Annotated in this window: 2 protein-coding genes and 1 pseudogene; 1 reads left to right on the forward strand and 2 read right to left on the reverse strand. The window is 64.7% G+C overall.

Annotation, left to right across the window (positions count from 1 at the left end; genetic code table 11):
• Positions 1–160: pseudogene (locus EOA33_RS41150) on the forward strand (CoA ester lyase); the annotation flags it as partial.
• Positions 161–193: 33 nt separating this feature from the next.
• Here EOA33_RS41150 and EOA33_RS35230 read toward each other — a convergent pair.
• Both EOA33_RS35230 and EOA33_RS35235 read right to left on the reverse strand, forming a co-directional pair.
• Positions 194–868, reverse strand: coding sequence for an isoprenylcysteine carboxylmethyltransferase family protein (locus EOA33_RS35230; RefSeq protein WP_126054262.1), 675 nt, complete (start codon positions 866–868; stop codon positions 194–196).
• A 46-nt stretch (positions 869–914) separates the two neighbouring features.
• Entirely contained in the window at positions 915–1523 is a 609-nt protein-coding gene (locus tag EOA33_RS35235) for a flavin reductase family protein (protein ID WP_126054261.1), read from the reverse strand.
• Between the last annotated feature and the right edge of the window lie 24 nt (positions 1524–1547).

Raw genomic sequence — 1547 nt, forward strand, 5'->3', positions numbered from 1 at the left:
GGCGGAAGCCGTGCGACACTCCCAGGCAATCGTCGACGCGTTCGCGGCGGCGGGTAATCCCGGCGTCGTCGGCATCGACGGCAAAATGGTCGACCGGCCGCACCTGCGGCTCGCCGAGCGATTGCTGGCCCGCGCCAGGGCGGCAGGGATTTCTGCCTAGTCGATCGCTCGCCGCCGATCGCTTGGCCAGCGGCTACCAGACCAGCGGGATCAGCCGGTAGCGGACATTTGCCGCGTAGTCGTCATAGCCCTGCAGGCCGGTCCGCAGCGTCCTCTCCTCGATAAAGATGCGGACCGCCAGGAGCACGATGAAAAAGAGCACCGAGGCCAGCCCCCACCAGGAGCCAAGCAGAAGCGCCGTGCCGGCAAAGTAGGGGATGGCGCCGGCATACATCGGATGGCGGACATAGCTGTAGGGGCCCGTGGTAATCACATGCTGTCCGCGCTCACCCTGGATCTTCACTACAGGCGCCGCAAAACTGTTCTCCAGCATCGTCAGGTAGCAGATCCAGATACCGACCAGCAGGACCAGCCCACCGAGTGCCAGTCCCCAGAAAGGAACCGCCGACCAGCCGTGGCGAAAGTCGAGCCCCATGAGACCCAGCCACGTAAAGATGGCGATGAGCAGTATGGAGAGGAGCACCTTGTCGGCCGCGGTCTGGTCCTTCTGGATCGGAGGGCGCAGCCGCTCGTTCATCAGCCCGGGATCGCGCCGGGCGAGCGACACGCCCATGGTGAGGCTGAGTCCAATCATCGCCACCAGATACACCCAGGCTCCCGGCCAGTTCAGCGTGCCGGCCGAGAGGAACAGCACGGCGCCCATGACGCCGAACCACACGAAAGTCTGCAGGATCAGTCTTGCGATCATGGCCAACCTTCCGCGAATGTCCCGCCGCCGTTTACCTGAGCTCTGCCTAGTCCTTTCCCCAGCGCGGCCGGCGCATCGAGAAAATCTCGTCGATGCTGGCATAGTCCATATAGCCGAGCCGGCCGACATTGCCGGCCCTGACGATGTCGAAGATACCGTCCTTCAGATAGGCATCGTCGATATGGACGCCAACCACCTCGCCGGCGACGACGACGGCACTCGTCTGCGTGCCGTCGAGCGCACGCGGCCGGATGATCTCCGTCACCCGGCACTCGAGCGCGGCCGGCGCCTCCGCCACCCGCGGCGGCGCGACAAGGCGCGACGGCGCCATCGTCAGATCGGCATAGCCGAACTCGCTGACGCCGCGCGGCGCGTCGACCGCGGTGCGGTTCATCTTCTGCGCCAGATCGCGGCTGACCAGATTGGCGACGAACTCGCCGGTCTCTTCGGCGAAGGTGGCGCTGTCCTTCTCACCCTCCGATGAGAACCAGACGATGAAGGGCTTTGTCGAAAAGGCATTGAAGAACGAATAAGGCGCGAGGTTGATCTTGCCCTGGCGGTCGATGGTCGAGATCCAGCCGATCGGTCGCGGCGCCACGATCGCCTTTGACGGATCGTGCGGCAGGCCGTGCCCTTTCGAGGGTTCGTAGAACATTCTAGCCAGCCCACGGTCCCTGAT

The organism is Mesorhizobium sp. M4A.F.Ca.ET.050.02.1.1 (assembly GCF_003997725.1).
GTDB lineage: Bacteria > Pseudomonadota > Alphaproteobacteria > Rhizobiales > Rhizobiaceae > Mesorhizobium.